This window comes from Roseovarius bejariae (assembly GCF_009669325.1).
Taxonomy (GTDB): domain Bacteria; phylum Pseudomonadota; class Alphaproteobacteria; order Rhodobacterales; family Rhodobacteraceae; genus Roseovarius; species Roseovarius bejariae.
Window position 1 is genome coordinate 1,593,113 of sequence record NZ_SZWE01000001.1, and the last position, 19,388, is coordinate 1,612,500.

At 59.7% G+C, this 19,388-nt stretch carries 13 protein-coding genes, 1 tRNA gene and 2 rRNA genes (1 of these 16 cut by a window edge); 4 read left to right on the plus strand and 12 right to left on the minus strand.

All coding sequences use genetic code 11. The annotated features are described in order from the left end of the window. Window positions 1-21: 21 nt before the first annotated feature. The gene (locus FDP25_RS07655; RefSeq protein ID WP_154150462.1) at window positions 22-1,053 is read right to left on the minus strand and encodes an NAD(P)/FAD-dependent oxidoreductase; all 1,032 of its coding nucleotides are present in this window, start codon (window positions 1,051-1,053) and stop codon (window positions 22-24) included. Window positions 1,054-1,159: 106 nt separating this feature from the next. On the opposite strand from FDP25_RS07655, the gene mnmC2 reads away from it, so the two are divergent. Further along, window positions 1,160-1,831 (plus strand): tRNA (5-methylaminomethyl-2-thiouridine)(34)-methyltransferase MnmC2, encoded by a 672-nt coding sequence (gene mnmC2, locus FDP25_RS07660; protein ID WP_154150464.1) that lies wholly within the window; start codon window positions 1,160-1,162, stop codon window positions 1,829-1,831. Beyond that, window positions 1,828-2,694, plus strand: coding sequence for a DMT family transporter (locus tag FDP25_RS07665; RefSeq protein WP_154150466.1), 867 nt, complete (start codon window positions 1,828-1,830; stop codon window positions 2,692-2,694). The genes mnmC2 and FDP25_RS07665 overlap by 4 nt, the downstream gene beginning before the upstream one ends. A 100-nt stretch (window positions 2,695-2,794) precedes the next feature. Here FDP25_RS07665 and FDP25_RS07670 read toward each other — a convergent pair whose 3' ends face one another. Continuing rightward, complete coding sequence (locus FDP25_RS07670) at window positions 2,795-4,756, minus strand: lytic transglycosylase domain-containing protein (RefSeq protein WP_343031987.1); 1,962 nt, start codon at window positions 4,754-4,756, stop codon at window positions 2,795-2,797. A gap of 166 nt (window positions 4,757-4,922) precedes the next feature. Between FDP25_RS07670 and dapA the strand changes: the two genes are divergently transcribed. Further along, complete coding sequence (gene dapA / locus FDP25_RS07675; protein ID WP_154150470.1) at window positions 4,923-5,798, plus strand: 4-hydroxy-tetrahydrodipicolinate synthase; 876 nt, start codon at window positions 4,923-4,925, stop codon at window positions 5,796-5,798. A 76-nt stretch (window positions 5,799-5,874) separates the two neighbouring features. On the opposite strand, the gene FDP25_RS07680 is transcribed toward dapA, so the two are convergent. The 5 genes from FDP25_RS07680 to FDP25_RS07700 all read right to left on the minus strand — a co-directional run bounded on the left by FDP25_RS07680 (window position 5,875) and on the right by FDP25_RS07700 (window position 10,948). Then, window positions 5,875-6,318: a universal stress protein gene (locus FDP25_RS07680; protein WP_154150472.1), complete on the minus strand. Its 444-nt coding sequence runs from the start codon at window positions 6,316-6,318 to the stop codon at window positions 5,875-5,877. A gap of 12 nt (window positions 6,319-6,330) precedes the next feature. Continuing rightward, window positions 6,331-7,617: a TRAP transporter large permease gene (locus FDP25_RS07685; RefSeq protein WP_154150474.1), complete on the minus strand. Its 1,287-nt coding sequence runs from the start codon at window positions 7,615-7,617 to the stop codon at window positions 6,331-6,333. 3 nt (window positions 7,618-7,620) lie between these two features. After that, the gene (locus tag FDP25_RS07690; RefSeq protein WP_154150476.1) at window positions 7,621-8,280 is read right to left on the minus strand and encodes a TRAP transporter small permease; all 660 of its coding nucleotides are present in this window, start codon (window positions 8,278-8,280) and stop codon (window positions 7,621-7,623) included. Between the two features lie 108 nt (window positions 8,281-8,388). Continuing rightward, window positions 8,389-9,399, minus strand: a complete 1,011-nt coding sequence (locus tag FDP25_RS07695) for a TRAP transporter substrate-binding protein (protein ID WP_246175789.1) — start codon at window positions 9,397-9,399, stop codon at window positions 8,389-8,391. A 136-nt stretch (window positions 9,400-9,535) separates the two neighbouring features. Next, on the minus strand, window positions 9,536-10,948 hold the full coding sequence (locus FDP25_RS07700; RefSeq protein WP_154150479.1) for an aminotransferase-like domain-containing protein: 1,413 nt from the start codon (window positions 10,946-10,948) through the stop codon (window positions 9,536-9,538). Window positions 10,949-11,198: 250 nt separating this feature from the next. Here FDP25_RS07700 and FDP25_RS07705 point away from each other — a divergent pair, with 250 nt between their 5' ends. Continuing rightward, complete coding sequence (locus FDP25_RS07705) at window positions 11,199-11,519, plus strand: hypothetical protein (RefSeq protein WP_154150481.1); 321 nt, start codon at window positions 11,199-11,201, stop codon at window positions 11,517-11,519. Between the two features lie 62 nt (window positions 11,520-11,581). On the opposite strand, the gene FDP25_RS07710 is transcribed toward FDP25_RS07705, so the two are convergent. The 5 genes from FDP25_RS07710 to FDP25_RS07730 form a co-directional block, all read right to left on the minus strand. After that, window positions 11,582-12,799, minus strand: coding sequence for a hypothetical protein (locus tag FDP25_RS07710; protein ID WP_154150482.1), 1,218 nt, complete (start codon window positions 12,797-12,799; stop codon window positions 11,582-11,584). A 158-nt stretch (window positions 12,800-12,957) separates the two neighbouring features. Further along, window positions 12,958-15,291, minus strand: a complete 2,334-nt coding sequence (locus tag FDP25_RS07715; protein ID WP_172982766.1) for an outer membrane beta-barrel protein — start codon at window positions 15,289-15,291, stop codon at window positions 12,958-12,960. 482 nt (window positions 15,292-15,773) lie between these two features. After that, window positions 15,774-15,850 (minus strand) — tRNA-Met (locus tag FDP25_RS07720). A 76-nt stretch (window positions 15,851-15,926) separates the two neighbouring features. Beyond that, a 5S ribosomal RNA gene (gene rrf, locus FDP25_RS07725) occupies window positions 15,927-16,041 on the minus strand. A gap of 83 nt (window positions 16,042-16,124) precedes the next feature. Beyond that, a 23S ribosomal RNA gene (locus FDP25_RS07730) occupies window positions 16,125-19,388 on the minus strand; it runs 177 nt beyond the window's last position.

A 19,388-nucleotide genomic window follows, 5' to 3' on the forward strand; every position in this document is an offset into this window, starting at 1 on the left:
ACGAGTCGTACGAAACGGCCTTCAATAAGACGCCTCGGGCCGGAAGTCGGGCGGGATGTGATCGGCCCCGTCAAGCATCAGATCGGCCATGACCTTCCCGACCTTGGGGGCCATGCCGAAGCCGATCTTGAACCCGCCGTTGGCGATGAAATGACCGGGGTAGAGCGGATGCGCGCCCAGCATCGGCGCGCGGGAGCGGCTGCGCGGGCGGACCCCGGCCCAGCGCGAGAGGACCGGGGCATCGGCCAACACGGGCACAGCGCGGCGGGCGCGGGCGATGACCTCATCGAGTTGGGCATCGGTGGTGTCGGGCGCGTCGTAGTCGCGTTCCGAGGTGGAGCCGATGGCCGTGGTGCCATCGGCGTGCGGGACGATGTGGATGGTATCGGCAAACAGTTGGGGGGCGTCCGGCATGGCGTAATCCAACACGGCCCCCTGCCCTTTGACGCCATTGCCGACGGTCCGGGTGTGATGGCGGGTCAGGTCTTCGAGGCCGGCGGTGCCGGTGGCGTGCAGGACGTGGCCGGTTTCAGGGCCGTCTGTCGTGATCTCGGCCCCCATGGCGTGCAGGGCGGCGACCAGAGCGGCGCAGGCTTGGCGTGGGTGCATCCGGGCGGTGAGCGTGTCGTGGATCAGGAAGCCCGTAGGACTGTGGGGTTCCCATGCAGTCCCGGTTGCCGGGATGACGCTCCATGTGGCGTGATCCTGCCACAGTTCTTTTGCGGTGGTTTCGCGGGCGTGGGCGAGGGACAGGATGTGATCGTCGGCGATGGGTTGCAGGCGTCCGGTGCGGCCATAGCCCGACGACAGGCCGCCCGCCTGCTTGACCTCAGCCCAGAAAGTTTCGGCCATGAGCAGGCTTTCGAATTGAAACCTCTTCTTGGCGTTCCAGTTTTCCGGCACATGCGGGGCGAGCGCACCGACCACGCCGCCCGAGGCCCCCGCCCCCGGCCCGTGCGGGTCGATCACCCGAACGGAAGCACCTTTTTGCAGGCAGGCCCAGGCGACGGAAAGCCCGAAGATTCCCGCGCCGCGAATGGTGACGTCGGCCATTGCCATTTCCTTTCTTCCCCGGCAGTGTCGCGGCGGTTATGGCACGATGGCGGCGCGGTGTATATCCGGCGACACCGCCCGAACACTCCGAAAGGCGAACAGGGACATGACGGGGCAAGCCGATCTGGAATGGCGTGAGAGCGTGCCGGTTTCGACCCGGTTCGACGACCCGTATTACAGCCTTGAGAATGGCCTTGCCGAAACGCGGCATGTGTTCTTGGCGGGCAATGATTTGCCAGCGCGTTTCGTGGATGGGTTTCATGTGGCCGAGCTTGGGTTCGGGACCGGGTTGAACCTTTTGGCAACGGTGCAGGCGTGGCGGGAGGCCGGGGTGCCCGGCACGTTACGGTATACCAGTTTCGAAGCCTTCCCGATGGCGGCCGAAGATATGATCCGGGCGCAGGCGGCTTTCCCGGAGGTGGCCGGGATTGCCGGGGATCTGGCAGAGCAGTGGCGGCGCGGGGCGCGGGTGTTCGACTTGCCCGATTTGCGGTTCGAGATGATCGAGGGCGACGCGCGGGAGGCGTTGCCCAGCTGGCAAGGCCGCGCCGATGCGTGGTTTCTGGACGGGTTTTCGCCAGCCAAGAACCCCGAGCTTTGGGAAGAGGGGTTGATGGCCGAGGTCGGCGCGCATACGGCCCCGGATGGAACGGCGGCCACCTATACCGCCGCCGGGTTCGTGCGGCGAGGATTGGAGGCGGCGGGCTTTACCGTGGCCCGCGTGCCGGGTTATGGGCGCAAGCGGCATATGACACAGGCAAGGATGGGCGGCGCATGACCGAGCAGAACACGCGACTTGGCATCCTGTTGATGGTGGTGACCACCTTTATCTTTGCCGTACAGGACGGGATCAGCCGCCATTTGGCGGGGGAATACAACGTGCTGATGGTGGTGATGATCCGCTATTGGTTCTTTGCCGCTTTCGTAATGAGCGTGGCCGCCCGCAAGGCCGGTGGCCTGCGGGTGGCGGCACGGACGCGGCAACCCCTGATGCAGGGGTTCCGGGCGGTCCTGCTGGTCGCGGAAATCTGCGTGATGGTCTTTGGCTTTACCTTGCTGGGGCTGGTGGAAAGCCATGCGGTCTTTATCTGTTACCCGCTGTTGATTGCCGCGCTGTCGGGGCCGATTCTGGGTGAGCATGTGGGTTGGCGCCGCTGGGCGGCGATTGGCGTCGGATTTGTCGGGGTGATCATCATCCTTGAGCCGGGATTCGGCGTGTTCCAACCCGCTGCGGTGGTGCCCTTGATCGCGGCGCTGATGTTCGCGCTTTACGGGCTTTTGACACGCTACGTGGCGCGACAGGACACGGCGGCGACCTCGTTTTTCTGGACCGGCACGGTGGGATCGGTGGCGATGACGGCCGTGGGCATCTGGTTCTGGGAGCCGATGAGCGGGCCGGATTGGGTGTGGATGGGGGCGCTGTGCATCACCGGGGCCTTGGGGCATTACACGCTGATCAAATGCTACGAGGTGGCCGAGGCCAGCTCGGTCCAGCCCTTCGCCTATTTGCAACTGGTGTTCGGCAGCGCCATCGGGATCACGGTGTTTTCCGAAACGATCCGGCCCAACGTGGCCATGGGCGCGGCCTTGATCGTGGCGGCGGGGCTGTTCACCCTGTGGCGGCAGAGGCAAGCGAGTTAAAGCGTTTCCAGTTATTGTTGCATCACCAATACCCTGCCAGGCCTACGGCCTTCTCGGGACATTGGTGAAACACTTTGATTCAAGGTAAACTGGAAACGCTCTAGTCGAGCGCCGCGCGTAGGGTAGCGCCGGTGAGCTCCTGGGAAAACGGCATCGGGTGCGGATCGCGGCCAAGGCGGGCACGGTAGACCGGCAGGCTTTCGGCGACGCGCATGACGTAATTGCGGGTTTCGCGGAAGGGGATGTGTTCGATCCAGTCCACCACGTCCATGCCGCCGCGCCGGGGGTCTCCGAACCGTTCGATCCAGCGCTCGGGGCGGGTGGGGCCAGCGTTATAGCCTGCGGAGATCATCACGACATTGCCGTCGAAGCGGTCGGCCAGATGGGCGAGGTAGGCCGATCCAAGCCGCGCGTTATAGGCCCAATCGGTCAGCACGCGGGCGCGGTCGTGATCGAGGTCCAGTTCGCGGGCCATGTCCGAGGCCGTGCCGGGCATGAGCTGCATCAGGCCCTCGGCACCGACGCGGCTTGAGACGCCATGATCGAATTCGCTTTCGCGGCGGGCGATGGAAAGGGCCAGTTCCATGGGCACGGGCAGTTCCATGTCGATCATGGGGTGCAGGGCATAGTATGGCCCCGGCAAGGTCAGGGCACGGCGGGCGGCGCGTTTGCCAACCATGACTTGCAGGTGGGGTTGGTCGAGGTCGTACAGGAGAGTCACCAGTTGCTTTAGCTCGCTTTCATCAAGCGTTTCGGCGATATGCGTGAAGAAGCGTTCGGCAAGATTCAGGCGACCGGCGGCAAGGGCCATAATGGCGGCTTGGGTGACGGGGCGTTGGATCAGTTCGCTGCCCTCATAGGCGGCGTAGTCGTTTTCGCCTTTTAGGGCAGGATCAGAGGGCAACCCCGCCTTTTCGGCGGCCAGAAGGCCATAAAAGCTGGTTTGATGGTCTGCGCCTTGGGCATAGGCCAGTTTCGCCGCCTCCGCGTCGCCCAGAGCCTCTTGCGCGCGGCCGATCCAGTATCCGGCGCGGCCAAGGGAAATCGGCGTATCCACGGCGGCGCGGAAGCGTTGGAAATGGTCGCGGGCCAGTTCGGCATCCTTGAGGTAGGTCAGCGCGAGGTAGCCCGAGAGCCATTCGAGATCGGCATAGGCCGCGCCTTCGGTCAGTTGGTGGGTGGCGGCGAGGGCATAGGCGGTTTGCGGGTTGTCGTCGCGCATCTGGTCACGGGCCAGCGCCCGGCGCCACCCGGCCCAGCGCCCCGGCTCGCCCAAGCCGCCCTTGATGCGGCTTTGTTCCAGCATGACGGCAATCGCATCTTCGCCGCGATCACGGTCGAGGTAGTGATTGAACAGCGCATAGGCGACATGGGGGTCGGCCTTTGTTTCGTCAGGCAGATCGTCGATTCGATCATCCAGCCCCCGGCGCGCACCGTCGATCATGCGGGCGGTTTCCACGCGGTCGCGTTTTGCCGCATCGACCAGTGGAAGCATCAGGTCCACGTCGCGCAGCCCCCGCCATTGCGCCATGTCGAGGCGGGCGGCGTGGTGGGGCTTGAGGAGGGCCGCGTGGCGGGCGATGAAGGTTTCGTGTTCCTCGGTGCTGAGATCGAGGGTGCGCCATGCGAGGACAAGGCCCGCCTCGGCCTCGCCCTGCCGACCGGCATTCAGAAGGGCGCGGGTATAAGACAGGGCACCGATGCCGGTTTGCGGGCGGGTGCCGTCATAAAACCGCAGGATCAGGGCATCGGGGGCCTCGGCCATGGCCTCTTCGCTTTGTTTGCGCAGGTAATCGAGGCCGGGCCAGTCAGCGTGGGTTTCCAGGAATCGCAGCACCTCACGCGGGGTGCCGTGGCCCGCGCGCAGGCGGTACCATTCGACCAAGGCCTCGGCGGAGGGGCCATCGCGGCGGGCCAGTTCGGCAGCCACATCCCAGCGCCCGCCCGAGAGCGCATCGAAGGCGCTGGACAGGGGCCGGGGGGCGATAGGCGGCGGCGTATCGGCCAGAGCCAGCAGACTCTGGCAAATCAGCACCAATGACAGGGCTATGAGGCGCAACATCTCTTGCATTTTCGACCTGTAAGAAGGATAGACAGCGCCAGCCTATGCGCGCGCGCGCCTTGCGTCTATTCACATTAACGGCAGGGCGGCGGGGTTCCGCCATGCGCACGTGGCAAGAGTTTAACCGGCCCCCATGGGCCACGACGCAAAAGCAAAGGAGCGTGTCATGTTCAGAGGATCTTTTCCTGCCCTGGTCACGCCGTTCAAGAACGGCGAGCTGGATCTGGATACGCTCAAGAAGCTGGTGGAGTGGCATATCGGCGAAGGCAGCCATGGTCTTGTCCCCGTGGGCACCACCGGCGAAAGCCCGACCCTGACCCATGAAGAACACGAAACGGTAGTCGAGGAAGTGGTGCGCGCCGTGGGCGGGCGTATTCCGGTGATCGCCGGGGCGGGCAGCAACAACACGCTGGAATCGATGCGCTTCATGCAGCACGCCAAGACGGTGGGCGCCGATGCGGCGCTCGTGGTGACGCCGTATTACAACAAGCCCACGCAACGCGGGTTGATCGCGCATTTCACCGCGCTGCACGATTGCTGTGACCTGCCGATCGTCATTTACAACATTCCGGGCCGGTCGGTCGTGGACATGACGCCCGAGACCATGGCGGAGCTGGCCAAGCTGCCGCGTATCGTGGGCGTCAAGGATGCCACGGGCGATCTGGCGCGGGTGAACCTGCAACGGATGATCTGCGGGCCGGACTTCTGCCAGATTTCGGGTGAGGACGGCACGGCGCACGGGTTCAACGCGCAGGGCGGCCAGGGGGTGATTTCGGTCACGGCCAATGTGGCGCCCCGGTTGGTGGCTGAGGTGCAGAACGCCACGCTGACCGGCGATTATGCCAAGGCGCTGGAATTGCAGGACCGCCTGATGCCGCTGCACACGGCGATCTTTACCGAGCCGGGGCTTGTGGGCGTGAAATATGCCATGTCGCGTCTTGGCCTGTGCAGCGAGGAAGTCCGCTCGCCCCTGACGGGGCTGACGGATGAAACCAAGGGCATGGTGGATGACGGGCTGCGGTTTGCAGGGTTGATGAACTAAGCCCTGCCCGATTGAACAGACACGCCCCGGACCGTCAGATCCGGGGCGTTTTCGTTTCGGCGGCTCATGCGGGCCGTCAGACCACAAGAACCGGGATTGTCGTGATGCTGGTCACCTTGTGGCTGACCGAGCCGAGCATATAGCTTTCCGCCGCCCCGAGGCCGCGAGACCCGACGACGATCAGGTCGCAGTCGTGATCCTTGGCGAAGGCCGCGATGGTCCGGGCCGTTTGCCCGCCCTTGATGAAGGCGTGCACCTCGGGTGCGCCAAGGTCGATTGCCCGTTGCTTGGCGTATTCCGCCGCCTCGCGGGAGGCCGCGCGCATCGCATCGTCGAGGTTGCCCGACCCGTCATCGCCACCGCGTACCATCGACAGGGATGCCTCAAGCATCGAATGGTGACGGTAGACGGTGAGGACCTGCAGTTCGGCCCCGGCGAGTTTGGCCAGTTCGGTGGCCTTTTGCAGTGCCTCGTCTGCACCGTTGGACCCGTCATAGGCCAGAAGGATTTTCTTGAACATTGGTCAGCCTCCTTACTTGCCGAATGCCAGGTCGCGCAGGAACAGTGCGATCTGCGGGAAGAAGATCAACAGGACCGCAACGGTGAGCAGCATGAAGATGAAGGGCGGGGTGCCGCGCACCACCTCGACATAGGGCCGTTTGAACACCGCGATTGCCGTAAAGATGTCACAGCCGAATGGCGGTGTCGCGCTGCCGATGGCGACCTGAAGGGTGATGATCGTGCCGACCAGCACCGGATCGAGCCCGACGGATTGCACCACGGGGGCGAAAATCGGGACGAAGATCAGGATGACGACGATGGGATCGACGAACATGCAGCCGACGAAAAAGGCGATGGAGATGACGAAGAGCACGCCGTATGCGCCCATCTCGTCGATGCCGATGGCGCCAAGCACCTGCTGCGGAATCTGCGCGAAGCTGATGACGTAGGAGAACGCGGCCCCTGCCCCGACGAGGATGAAGACCACGGCGGTGATCAGGCCCGTGGACTTGGCCGTCGAATAGAGTTGCTTGACCGTCATTTCACGGAAGACGACCATTTCGAGCAGCAGCGCATAGAGCACACAGGCGGCCGCCGCTTCGGTCGGGGAGAAGATGCCGCCGTAGATGCCGCCCACGATGATGACCGGGAAGCCCAATGGCCAGAGCGCGCGCCGGATGGCGGCGCCGCGTTCGGCCCATGTCGATTTCGGTTCGGTCGGGACGTTTTCGCGGATCGCGTAGATGTAGGAGTAGACCGAGAACATGAACAGGATCAGCAGGCCCGGCCCGATCCCGGCGATGAACAGTTCGGAAATCGAGGTGCCCGAGACCACGCCGTAGATGATCATGCCGATGGAGGGCGGGATCAGGAAGGCGATGTCGGAGGAGTTCACGATAAGCGCCAGAACGAAGCTGTCCTTGTACCCCGCCTTGAGCATACGCGGGCGCAGCGGCCCGCCGACGGCGACCACGGTCGCCTGCGTGGAGCCGGAGACCGCGCCAAAGAGCGTGCAGGCGGTTGCGGTGGACACGGCAAGCCCGCCCTTGAGGTGGCCGACGAAGGTCATGACAAGGTCGATCAGGCGGTTGGCCGATTGGCCGCGCGTCATGATGTCGGCGGCGAAGATGAACATCGGAACAGCGATCAGGCTGGCGGGTTGAATGCCGCCGAGGATCTGCTGAACCATTGTATCAAGCTGGCCGACCCCGCCGAAGAGGCCGATAAAACCGATCAGCGACCCGGCGATAAGCGGCACCATCATCGGGAACCCGAGGAGGAGCAGCAGGATCATGACAGAGAAAATTGCAATGGCCATGACTCAGACCTCCTCTTCGCCGGTGTTGTCGTAGCCTTCGAGCGTGGAGGTCGACAGCCAGATGTCTTGTTCGATGATGTTCTTGATCCCGGTCAGCGCGTATTGCACGCCGGTCAGGAAGAACCCGACAGGCGCCCAGACGATAATCCACCAGACGGGCACTTGCAGCGCGGGCAGAAGGCGACCGCGCGAGGCCTGCGCCAGAAGGTAATCAATGGAATACCATGTCAGCAGGAACATTGCCGCCGCCGTGACGAAGGCGATCAGGATCATCAGCACCTTGCGCATCGGCGGCGCGATCGTGTCGAAGATCGCCGACATGCGGATGTGACGGCCATGGCGCGCCGCATAGGAGATACCCGCGAAGGTAATCAGGATGATGAGCGCCCGGTTGATTTCCTCGGAGAAGAACAGGCTTTGGCCAATCACGAAGCGGCCTATGACATTGGCCATGGTGTTGACGGCCATGGCCAGAACGCCGACGGCCAGCATCACCGCCTCGACCCGTGCGATCACGACATCAATCACCCCGAGAAAGCCGGGAAGGCCGGAGACATAATTGGAATCGTCGATATCATCATCGACGGCGACCTCGACCGCGAGGCTTTGGGTGTCGGATGAGGTATCCGGATCAACCTTGGAACGGTTTTCTTCTTCGCTCATCGCCAAAATCCTGATTTTTATTGAAAACTGGCATAGGGGGAATCCGGCCATTCCTTGATGGCCGGATTCGTTGCTTTGTCAGCCACGCGAATAATGCGCGTTTCCCGATTACTCGGCACCGACGGCTTCGAGGTCTTTCTTGAACTGCGTGAGCAGTTCTTCGGCCTGATCGCCACCGATTTCGAGGAATTTCTGCTCGACCGAGTCGGCGGTGGCCATGAAGGGCTCGCGCTGTTCTTCGGTCAGTTCGGTGATCGTCATCGACGGCTTGGCTTCCTTGATCTTGGCCAGCGATTCCTCGGTGAGGCCCGACTGATAGTCGATGATGTAATCGAAGGCCGCGTCGATGGCGTTGTTCACAACGGTTTTATCCTCGTCGGACAGGCCGTCATAGAAATCCTTGTTGGCCATGACCGCCGTGGTGAAGTTGTTGTGACCGGCGCGGGTGATGTGATCGGTCACCTCGTACATCTTCGTCGATTCGATGAAGAAGGCGGGGTTTTCCTGACCCTGAATGATGCCGGTCTGAAGTGCGCCATAGACCTCGCCCCAGGGCAGGGGTGTCGGCGTGGCACCGAAGGCCTTGTAGTTCTCGACCAGAAGCGGGTTTGTCATGACCCGGAACTTCACCTCGTCGAGATCGGCCGGCCCGGTAACGGGTTCGGTCGTGGTCATCATGACCTCGCCCTCGGGGAACATGGTGAGAAGTTCGAGGCCCTGCTCGGCGTAGAGCGGCGGGAACATCTCGTTGATGGCCTTCGATTCCTCAAAGAATGTGGCGAGTTTCTCTTCGTCCTGCGGCAGCAGGTAGGGCACGAAGAAGACCTGCGCCTCGGGGATCAGGGCCCCGGTGAAGCCCGGCGATTGATCGACGAATTGCAGGATGCCCGACTGGGTCTGTTCCAGGATGCTGTCGGATTCACCGAGCGTTCCGAACGGAAACAGCTGAATGCTGTGGTCTGAGTTGGCCTCGACCTCTTCTTTGAACTTCTGGGCGAACTTGCCCTGGACCTCGTCCATGGCTTCCTCGAAGGCGTAGCGCCATGTATCCGAAAGGGCGGCACCGCTACCGACGAGAAGGGCAAGGGCACTGGTTGCAGCGAGTTTGAAATAGGACAATGATTTGCTCCCCGTGTTGATGTTGTTGGCGAACAGGTTCGCGCATGTTTCTGATGTTCGCGGCGCGTTTTTTCTCTGATCGCGCTCTGTAGGGAGCGTTCATGTTAAGAACATTCAAGTCAATGCAAATATTAAATCATGACAATTTCACCGACGTCCCGCTCTCGTCGCTGTTGGACGGCCTCTCCGGGGACGAGATGACTGCCGAGATTTCATGCAGGGCGTATTCGACCTGATGGCGTGCGGCACCGCCAAGACAGATGCGAATCGCAGGCGGCATCTCGGTGAGAGCGAAGCGTTCGCCGGGGGCAACGGCGATACCTTGATCCAGCAGGGATTTGACGACAGCGCCCTCTTGCGTGCCTTCAGGAAGCGGCAACCAGCGGTGCAGCCCGTAAAGGTTGCCGTGACTGCGCGGCCCGAGAATGCGGGACGCCAGCCTGTTTCGCGCCTGTAATTCTGCGCGCTGCGCGTCGAGTACGCGATCCGCATCCCCCGATTCGATCCAATCCGCGGCGATTTCAGCGATCAGTGGCGTGGCCATCCAGGACATCGCCGTATGCCGGTTCACCGTCAGTTCAAACTTGCTGCCGGGAGAGATCAGAATCCCGATTCTGAGACCGGGAGAGAGGCATTTTGCCATGCCGGTGCAATAAAAAGTGCGCTCCGGCGCGATGGTCACGATCGGAGGCGGGCGGCGTGGTTCCAATGGGCCCAGGGGATCGCACTCAAGAATCATCAGATCGGTATCTTCAGCAACCTGCGCCAAAGCGTGACGGCGTGTCTTGTCGAGAATTCGCGGGTCAGGACCGGCCCCGTCCGGAAGCAGGTAAACGGCCTTGACCGCGCCGGGGGCCTTGCGCGCGGTTTCACGAAGCGCATCCGGGCACATGCCATTCGCATCGCTTGGCACGGCCCGCAAGCCAATGTGCAAGGCTTGCGCTGTCGGGCGCAGTAAATGACTGGTGACTGTATCCGCCAAAACGACATCGCCGGGTTTCGCGACGGCGGACAGTGCTGTGAACATCGCCGGGGTTACACCATTGGTGATGGTCATGCGCCGCCCGCTGGTCACAAGACCACAACGGGTAAGCCACTCGCAAACCGAGGTGGTAAACCGCTCGGACACCTGATCCGGTCGCGACCCCTGGACCAATCCAGCCGGAACTCGTTTGGCAATTCTTTCGAGGGATGCAGACCATGCCGCGTCCATCTCGGGGAGATGAACGGGTGTCATCAGGGACATGTCGATTGTCCGATGTTTGGTGGCGCCATCTTGCCATGGCATACCATCGAGCGCCTGAGGGCCGGGACGAACGAACGAGCCACGCCCCACTTCGCCAGCGATCATGTCGGCGCGGATCAGTTCCTCGTAGGCGCGGCTGACGGTCTGGACCGAGATGCCGAGGCTCCATGCCAGTTCGCGGTGTGTCGGAAGACGATCCCCCGGACGTAAAGCACCGGCCCCGATGGCCGCCGCGATACCCTGCGCGAGCGAACGGAAAACCGGACGCTTCATATCTTCGCGGGAAAGGGGCCAATGCGACATTGGGGTTGTCCCTGAAAATTGACTCGGGAACGCGCGGGCACACCTGCATGACGGGGCCGTCGTTACCTTGTCAGTCTATGTCGCGACGGGTTGGTGCCGCAACACCCCTGCCAATTCCGGGCCGAAGGCGGCCCTCACCCTTCGTTCGTCACCATGCGCAACGGGGCTTTTGGGCGGACTTCGGCGGACGGTAGCCTGTTCGTGTTTAGAATGGCTGCGACCTAAGCACCCTGTCTTCCAGCGAGCGGCCATGGCCTACGCCCACGCTGATAGCCTCGCGACCGCCACGATATTGCGGGCCTTTGCCCTTCCCACCGCTGGCGTGATCGGATTCATGATCGTCGTCATGGTCATCGACATGATCATCGCCGTGATCGTCTTCGCCACTGTGGGCATCCTCGGGCCGGCCAAACTGGCTACCGCCATGACCGCCTTCGTCACCGGCACCGCGCCCCGCCCCGGGCGCGTGGTCACCGTCGCCTTCATCGGTGTGTTGTGCCAAGCCCGGCGCGGCAAGCATAACGGCAAAGATCCCGGTCAGGACAAGGCGGCGATTCATAGTGTTAAGTGACACGTTGACCATCCTTTCAAAGGCTGCGGGGCGGCGGCATGGCCGCCCCGCACTTCACTGGATCATTCGATAGCTTCCGGGACGGCGTATTCGTGGATAAACTCGATCACCGCCCGCGCATCATCCGCGGCCAGAGTGTAAGCGTCCAGAGATCCACTGGCCGAGTCATCCACCGACCCGAACACCACGTCGTAGACATCGACGGTTTCAGCCTTGAAGGAGCCGTCCTCCTGTTCCACGAGCACGGTCGTGGTCACGCCCGAATATGTGTCGGAACGGTCATAGGAAAACGACGAATAGTCGACCTCGGAATACGTAACATCGCCGACCGTTGTGGCGTTGATGCCGAGGAAGGCGTCGATATAGGCGATTTCATCCGTCGTGAATTCGCCTGTCTTGTCGGTTGCAGCGGCAAGGAATGCGGCGGATGCATCGAGATCAGCCTGCGTATACGTGCCATCCACCATGAAGTCGTATTCAGTGCCAACCAGATCGCCGGGCGTTAGCCCCGGAATGCTGCCAGTCGTCAGCAACGACACGTAGATCGCCAGGTTCTCCAATGGAGAATCGATGGTTTTCTCTTCTCCATCCACCGTCAGAACCAGACGCCCCGCGGCATCCGTGGATACGTCCGTTGCACTGGACAGAATGGCGATGACCTCATCGGCACGCGTCGTCAGAACCCGCGATGGTGCACGGCCCACGTTCAGACGGCCAAGCTCGACCTCGGTTGTCAGTGTCTCGTCGACGGGGTGCCCTTCTTCATCGAGTTCGATGGGATTGCCATCCGCATCCAGCGGCTGCACGTATCCCTCATCGGTCAGGATGGGTACGCCGTTTTCGTCACGCAGTATGACCCAGAGATCACCGAAAATATCACCTTTCGTTGACCCTGCGTTTGGCGGCTGTCCGCCGCCTGCACCATCCTTACCCCCGGACTGACCGGCCCATTCCGGGCGGTCGGAGTCATCGTCGCCTTCGTCTGCGGTATCTGCCGTGTCATCGTGTCCGCCGACCGGGTCGTCGTCCATGCCGGTGATGTCCTTGAAGATGCCGCCAAGGCCCTTCCCGGCGCCAGCGCCGCCCATCTGGCCACCTTGACCATGACCACCACCGGCACCGCCGCCGGACTGTGCGCCATGCGCCTGTTTGCCGGATCCGGACCCCTGTTGTGCCAGCGCCATATTCGGCGTGACCGCTGTGCTGGCAAGCGCCACTGCGGCGACACCAGCCGCAAGAATACCTTTTACCGACTTTTTGAACCGAACGAGTTCAGGCATCAAATATCCTCCTATGAGCCAAAATTGCGCACCAAGCCCGAGGGGCCAAAAACGGCGCGCCGAAAAGCACAAACTTACGACACATGAATCTACAAAAGCACAGATTTCACATTCAAAAACTGATTTGTGTCAACCGATCCATACGGCGGGCCGGGTTGTCAGAACTGTCGCGTCAGACCAATATGGAATAGCCGTTCCGAGGTATCGAAACGGTCCGTACCCTGCCCATAAAAGACGGCATTCGCGTCATATTCCGTTTGCGTGTAGTCAAACCGGGCGGTCGTTTTCTTACCGACAGGAAACTCGATACCGGCACCGATCCGAATACCGTCCAGCGTTTCCCTCATATCGACGGCGGCCCCGCCATAGGTATAGTCAAAGTCGAATTCCGAACGTACGGCACCGGCCCGCCCATAGAGCAAGACATTGTCGTTCAGGACATAGCCGACACGAACGCCCAAGCCCACGGTCGAGAGCTTTTCAGCGGAGTAGATCCTGCCAGTAGGACTGCGCTCCACGTTCCAGTTCGCCGATGAAAGCTCGAACTCCGCTTCGCCGCCGACATAAAACCTTCCGTTCTGAACGCCGTAACCGGCGAAAAGGCCTCCGGTAAATCCTTGGCCTGCCCGGGTGGTGACAAGCGTGAAAGCCGGAGCCGCAGAATTGGGGCGAGGTCCGGAATTATCGCTTTGGATCGTTCCATGGCCAAGCTGCGCACCGGCATACAGGCCCGAGAAATCCGCCTTGGTTGCCGTTTGCGATGTGCTTGCCTGCTTGCCGAAGGCATAGACAAGGCCGAAACGCGCAAGGCTTTCCACATTGGCGAAATTATCATTGTTTGCCGTGCCCATGGGCGACCCGATAGGATAGTCGTCATAGGCCCTGAGTTGATACTCCATCCGGCCGGACAATCCGTTGCCAAATGGAATCTCGGCGCCGACCCCGAACAATAGCCCGGTTTCGTTATCCGATTTGACGACAACAGGGTTTGCGCCTTGCTGATAGGTGCTGTCGAATTCCGCCGAGACCACGCCAAAGCGACCGTACAAAAGATTGCCACTGGTCGTACGAAGCCCTGCAATCCCGCTTAGCGCATAGGCGTTTCCGCGTTCGACCGCGAAGTTGCGACCCGCCAGGTGTGACCACTCCGTATCGTTGAGCTCCGCCTCGACCTCGGCCCCCAGAACGAGATTGCCGAATTCGCGCCGATACCCTGCGAATACCCCGCCGGCCAGGCCGTGATCCCCGAAATCCGCCGTCAGGTTCCCGCCCGCGCCGCGCGGGCCGTCAACCTTGGTATGCATGGCGTTGTCACCAACCTGCACACCGGCATAAAAGCCACCTGCGCCTGCCTTTGCCAGATTATCGGTTTTCTTGTCGAAACGCGGGTTGAGAGAGGCCCCAAAGCGCAGCGTGATCCTGTGTTCATCGAAATCCGCCCCGGCCACGTCGGATTGACGCTGACGAAAATCATAGTTCGTATCCAGATAAAGGCGCGGATTGAAATAGTACCGCAGCGACAGCCCCGTTTCCTTGAGCATGTCGGTCCGCGGAAGGTTCTGATAATCGTTTTGCGTCAGAAACCCGTATGCCGCCAATGACATGTTGCTTGCCACGCGATGGCGCAATCGCAGGCCCGCGGATGAGGATACATAACCTGACGCGCCGGACAGGGTGGTTTCCTCGATACTGCGCTCGACAATCGCGTCGAGTTCGGTGCCGCCACCCAACGGCATTGTCACATCGGCCCCGAGGTCAACCGCAACAGTCGTGCCAAATCGCGGGTCGTCATAGTCCTGCGACATTAGCCCAAGCAGAACCTCGCCCTCCATCGGGCCGATCGCGCCGGTATAACCCAATGCGGCCTGGTAGCCTTTGGAGCTGCGCTGAAACCCGGCCCCCTGATTGTCGATCGCCTGATCGTATTCGCGGTGATCGTAAATTCCCTGAACGAACAGCTCGCCATTTTCGGTGCTGGCAACCCCAAGGCGCCCACCGAACTCGATCTGGCGGCGGTCGCGGTCATCATTGTCGATCACGCCCAATGCTGCGGGCGTGTCATCGTAGTTCAGGTCCCGTACATTCAGGCCCAAACGGAAATTGCGGTCGGCCACCTTGCCGCCCAGTCCAATATATCCGCTCGCCTCACGCAGCTCTGTCGGTCGCGAACCGTTCACGTCATCCGGGGACTCACGGCTTTCGTGGCCCAGCGAGTAATCCAGACCGCCAAAGGCAAAAACCGTATCGCTGATACGATATTGCGCTTCGCCCCCCAGGAAATAATCTTCGTAGTCTTCGTTCGAGTTTTCGGCAAAACGCGCGATTTCGGCACTTGCCTCCAGGTTCAGCCGGAAATTTTCCGCCCGGTACGACAGCCCCATCCAAGGCGCAAAAACCGTGATGAAATCTGAGCGGCGGTCGTTGGCCGTTAAAAACACATTGTCGGTATACTGCTCCGAGAATGTAGCCCCTGCATCGAATTCGAAAGGCATACGGTCCTGAGTGGAAGCTGACAGAACATCGATGTTCTGCGCGAAAGTAAAATCTGCAGAAAGTAGAAAAACCGTTGAAACTGATACACCGCAGACAAAAACTGTTTTGCCAAGCGTCATGGCCAGCTCCCGCAATGGATTATGTTGTCGCAACCCAAGTTAAGCAAGGCGCGTAAAACTTAAAACATTCATCTTTTCCTATTCTTTGAAATCCTCAGCCATGTTGCAAAATTAATATTTTATATTCGACGAAGTGGTCATGGCTTCGATATTAGAGTCGTTAGCTGCCACCCTAGGCTTTCGCCATATACTCCGTGCCAGTTGAGTTCCCCTGAAAACCGACGACAGAACGCGTTTGTAATTGCCAGACGCACCGGCCAGCTTATTCAACGCTTTACGTTCAATCGTAGCACCAAGCGCTCACACACCAAAGACCGCTAAATAGGCGCGGCGCGTTAATCCTTGTTATATGTGGGTAATTTTGGTTGCGGGAGCAGGATTTGAACCTGCGACCTTCAGGTTATGAGCCTGACGAGCTACCGGACTGCTCCATCCCGCGCCAATTGCGTCGCCCTAAGCAAAGATCGGTGGTTAGGGCGTCATCGTAAGAGAGATACCTTCAAGGGTCTTACTAGGTTTGGCGGCGACCTACTCTCCCACGTCTTAAGACGCAGTACCATCGGCGCTAAGGCACTTAACGGCCGGGTTCGGGATGGGACCGGGTGTTTTGCTCTTGCTATGACCACCAAACCGAGAAAAACCCTTGAAATTCCAAGTCGTACACAATGGTGTGTATGCTTTCGACCAGTAAGTCAGTCTGACTTCTACTGGATCAAATCAAGCCTATCGGACAATTAGTACCGGTCAACTGAACGCATTGCTGCGCTTACATCTCCGGCCTATCGACGTGGTGGTCTTCCACGGTCCTCAGGGATACCTTGTTTTGAGGGGGGCTTCCCGCTTAGATGCCTTCAGCGGTTATCCTGTCCGATCATAGCTACCCTGCACTGCTGCTGGCGCAACAACAGGTCCACCAGTGGATCGTTCACCCCGGTCCTCTCGTACTAGGGGCAACTCCTCTCAAGTATCCTACACCCACGGCAGATAGGGACCGAACTGTCTCACGACGTTCTAAACCCAGCTCACGTACCTCTTTAAACGGCGAACAGCCGTACCCTTGGGACCTGCTCCAGCCCCAGGATGAGATGAGCCGACATCGAGGTGCCAAACACTGCCGTCGATATGGACTCTTGGGCAGTATCAGCCTGTTATCCCCGGCGTACCTTTTATCCGTTGAGCGATGGCCCTTCCACGCGGGACCACCGGATCACTATGGCCGTCTTTCGACTCTGCTCGACTTGTCAGTCTCGCAGTCAGGCTGGCTTCTGCCATTGCACTCAACGAGCGATTTCCGACCGCTCTGAGCCAACCTTCGCGCGCCTCCGTTACTCTTTAGGAGGCGACCGCCCCAGTCAAACTACCCGCCACGCAGGGTCCCGGATCCGGATAACGGACCGCGGTTAGACATCAAGAGTGCGAAGGGTGGTATCTCAAGGGAGGCTCCACAGGAACTAGCGTTCCTGCTTCAAAGCCTACCACCTATCCTGCACATCACAATCCTGATGCCAGTGCGAAGCTGTAGTAAAGGTGCACGGGGTCTTTCCGTCTAACCGCGGGAAGCCTGCATCTTGACAGGCAATTCAATTTCGCTGAGTCGATGTTGGAGACAGCGGGGAAGTCGTTACGCCATTCGTGCAGGTCGGAACTTACCCGACAAGGAATTTCGCTACCTTAGGACCGTTATAGTTACGGCCGCCGTTTACCTGGGCTTCAATTCAAGGCTCTCACCTCTCCTTTTAACCTTCAGGCACCGGGCAGGCGTCAGACCCTATACGTCGTCTTGCGACTTCGCAGAGCCCTGTGTTTTTAGTAAACAGTCGCCACCCCCTGGTTTGTGCCCCCAGCCAATACTTGCGTAGAAACTGGGCCTCCTTCTCGCGAACTTACGGAGGTATTTTGCCGAGTTCCTTCAACATCGTTCTCTCAAGCGCCTTGGTATTCTCTACCAGTCCACCTGTGTTGGTTTAGGGTACGATCTGATGGAGGTGCTATTTCCAGGGACTGATTAGCGGCCCAGACAATCCGATAAGCCTGAACAACCTTCACAATCCGTCACATCCTCCTGGCCCAGGAATATTAACCTGGTTCCCATCGACTACGCCTTTCGGCCTCGCCTTAGGGGTCGGCTTACCCTGCTCAGATTAGCTTTAAGCAGGAACCCTTGGACTTTCGGCGACAGGGTCTCTCACCCTGTTTGTCGCTACTCATGTCATCATTCTCGCTAGTGATCTCTCCACCGGATCGCTCACGCGCCGGCTTCACAGAAAGTTCCTCTCCTCCAATGTACCGCGAACGGCACTAAGGAGGAATGGAACTATGTCACACTACGCTCTGCTACCATGCCTTACGGCATCCTAAGCTTCGGCTCGTGGCTTGAGCCCCGTTACATCTTCGCCGCAGGACAACTTATTTAGACCAGTGAGCTGTTACGCTATCTTTAAAGGATGGCTGCTTCTAAGCCAACCTCCTGGTTGTTTTGGTCGTCCCACCTGCTTTCCCACTTAGCCACGAATTGGGGGCCTTAGCTGTAGGTCAGGGTTGTTTCCCTCTCCACAACGGACGTTAGCATCCGCTGTGTGTCTGCCATCTAGTACTCCTCGGTATTCGGAGTTTGGTTAGGATCAGTAAGCCTGTGGGGCCCCATTACCCATCCAGTGCTCTACCCCCGAGGGTATTCGGATGACGCTCTACCTAAATAGATTTCGCAGAGAACCAGCTATCTCCGAGTTTGATTGGCCTTTCACCCCTAGGCACAACTCATCCCGATCTTTTTCAACAGATGTGGGTTCGGCCCTCCAGTAAGTGTTACCTTACCTTCAGCCTGGTCATGCCTAGATCACTCGGTTTCGGGTCTGATCCATCTAACTCGACGCCCTATTAAGACTCGCTTTCGCTGCGCCTACACCTAACGGCTTAAGCTTGCTAGATAGACCAAGTCGATGACCCATTATACAAAAGGTACGCCGTCACAAGACTGGACACTAATGACAACCTTATCTGGTTGGTATGGACACCCGGAATTGCACCGTTTCAAGGCCAGGGTTGTAACTGTAGATGCCCATGTTCGACCGATGGTCGACACTCAGGCTCATCTTTACCCCTTGCTTGTTTTTGTATCCGACCTCGATACCAGACCGAAATTCGATCGGCCCGCCGAGATCAACGCCGCTGCCTTCTTCATAAAGGCCGGTCATCGCATTCAAGGTCAGAAAGAGGTTATCTTTGCGATTGGAAACCGTGTAGGCGTGGCCGAAACCAGCCCAAAGTTCACCATCACTTGAAGCAGAAACACCCCATACGCGTTGAAACGGTCCATCTGCTCGGGCTGTTTCGCGCCGGAAGTAGAATTCTTCTCCAACCTCGTTCTTCTGAAAGTGCGTCGTGCCGACCGCAAGGCTGTTATATGATTGTACTTCGTTTTTTGCGAAGCACCCCTCGTTTGGGCAATGGTTAACACCGGCATCAACCAATCCTGCGATGAAGAAGATTGCTGCTGCTGTTCCATCTGTAATAAAAGCCAGGTCCGACACTGTCCGCTCCATTATTGAGTGTTTGCACACTTCATGAAGCAGATTGTCATTAGAGTCCAGTCAAGCTCCGACTGATTGTAGGCGCTCGGTTTCAGGTACTGTTTCACTCCCCTCGTCGGGGTGCTTTTCACCTTTCCCTCACGGTACTGGTTCGCTATCGGTCAGTAAGGAGTACTTAGCCTTCGAGGGTGGTCCCCCGATCTTCAGACAGGATTTCACGTGTCCCGCCCTACTTAATACGTCCCATCGAGCTTCTCATACGGGGCTGTCACCCGCTATGGCCATGCTTTCCAACATGTTCTGATCACTCTCAAGGCTCGGCTGGTCCCCGTTCGCTCGCCGCTACTAGGGGAGTATCAATTGATTTCCTTTCCTCCGGGTACTTAGATGTTTCAGTTCTCCGGGTTTGCTCTTAAAACCCTATGTATTCAGGTTTTAAGTACCTGT

Bases quoted from the DNA above. Each gene is read 5' to 3' on its own strand.
- FDP25_RS07705 (WP_154150481.1), top strand. From the start codon at position 11,199: ATGGCCTACGCCCACGCTGATAGCCTCGCGACCGCCACGATATTGCGG.
- FDP25_RS07680 (WP_154150472.1), bottom strand. From the start codon at position 6,318: ATGTTCAAGAAAATCCTTCTGGCCTATGACGGGTCCAACGGTGCAGAC.
- FDP25_RS07665 (WP_154150466.1), top strand. From the start codon at position 1,828: ATGACCGAGCAGAACACGCGACTTGGCATCCTGTTGATGGTGGTGACC.
- dapA (WP_154150470.1), top strand. From the start codon at position 4,923: ATGTTCAGAGGATCTTTTCCTGCCCTGGTCACGCCGTTCAAGAACGGC.
- FDP25_RS07670 (WP_343031987.1), bottom strand. From the start codon at position 4,756: ATGTTGCGCCTCATAGCCCTGTCATTGGTGCTGATTTGCCAGAGTCTG.
- FDP25_RS07685 (WP_154150474.1), bottom strand. From the start codon at position 7,617: ATGGCCATTGCAATTTTCTCTGTCATGATCCTGCTGCTCCTCCTCGGG.
- FDP25_RS07700 (WP_154150479.1), bottom strand. From the start codon at position 10,948: ATGTCGCATTGGCCCCTTTCCCGCGAAGATATGAAGCGTCCGGTTTTC.
- mnmC2 (WP_154150464.1), top strand. From the start codon at position 1,160: ATGACGGGGCAAGCCGATCTGGAATGGCGTGAGAGCGTGCCGGTTTCG.
- FDP25_RS07715 (WP_172982766.1), bottom strand. From the start codon at position 15,291: ATGCCTTTCGAATTCGATGCAGGGGCTACATTCTCGGAGCAGTATACC.
- FDP25_RS07710 (WP_154150482.1), bottom strand. From the start codon at position 12,799: ATGCCTGAACTCGTTCGGTTCAAAAAGTCGGTAAAAGGTATTCTTGCG.
- FDP25_RS07690 (WP_154150476.1), bottom strand. From the start codon at position 8,280: ATGAGCGAAGAAGAAAACCGTTCCAAGGTTGATCCGGATACCTCATCC.
- FDP25_RS07655 (WP_154150462.1), bottom strand. From the start codon at position 1,053: ATGGCCGACGTCACCATTCGCGGCGCGGGAATCTTCGGGCTTTCCGTC.